Raw genomic sequence first — 968 nt, forward strand, 5'->3', positions numbered from 1 at the left:
GCCGGGCACGGCTGACGGTGCGCGTGACACCGTCCAGGTCCTCGATGATGGGCGTGTAGGCGGCGTGGACGGCCGGGTTCAGAGAAGGAGGTGCGCCGCGGTGGCGTCGTCGTGGCGCTTGCCGCGCGGGAAGGCGCTGCCCTCCGGATCGCGCCGCTCGGCCGCACGGACCGCCTCGATCGCGGCGGCCGGCCCGGCGCCGGCGAGCAGCGCGTACAGCTCGGGCCAGCCGCCGAGGCCGAAGACCTCGTGCCAGCGGCCGACGCCGTCGGTGAGGGCGGCCAGTCCCGCCACCTCCGCGCGGGAGTGGCGACCGGTCACCGCGTGCCCGGCCGCGGCGGGATCGGCGGCCGCGGTGTGGAACCCGCCCGGCGCGTTCCTCAGCTGCTCCAGCCCGGCCGCCCGGCTGCCCGGGGGCGCGTTCCGGACGGCGGCACGGGCCGTGTCCAGCGCGGTGTCGAGCACCGCCGAGACGGAGCCGTCGGGGCCGGCCAGCAGCAACGCCGAGTCCGAGAGCACCAGGTGGTCGACGTCGCGTCGGCCCCAGCGGCAGACGACCACGGTCGCCTGCGGGGTGCGCGGGTGAGAAAGGTCACACGTATGACGATGGGCGCGAGCGGTGCCGTCAATGGCCTGTACCAGGCACTCCGAGAGAGGCTGCCCGCGTCCGGCCGTCGCTCGCTCCAGCAGTGCGCCGCCGAGCCGCGAGACGAACCACGGCACGCCGTGCCGGCAGCCATCCGGTCCGTCGGGGGGCGTGACGCCGTCCAGCACCACCAGCGCCCCGCCCTCGCCGCCGGCCGGTACGGCGGCCGCGACGAAGTCCTCGTTCGGACGTGCCGGGTCGCCGGGCTCACTCGCGCAGACGAGCTGTGTGGACGCCATCCGTTGCCTCACCCGGTCGTGCCGGCGGAGTGGGCGGGCGCCGGCACGACCGGGTGAGGCAACGGATGGCGTCCACACAGCTC

General features: G+C 76.3%; 1 protein-coding gene. It reads right to left on the reverse strand.

Going from position 1 to position 968, the window contains the following annotated elements:
• Positions 1-78: 78 nt before the first annotated feature.
• Positions 79-885, reverse strand: coding sequence for a protein phosphatase 2C domain-containing protein (locus E0D90_RS25810; RefSeq protein ID WP_130800321.1), 807 nt, complete (start codon positions 883-885; stop codon positions 79-81).
• Positions 886-968 lie beyond the last annotated feature (83 nt).

Source organism: Streptomyces otsuchiensis (genome assembly GCF_004305975.1).
Lineage (GTDB): Bacteria > Actinomycetota > Actinomycetes > Streptomycetales > Streptomycetaceae > Streptomyces > Streptomyces otsuchiensis.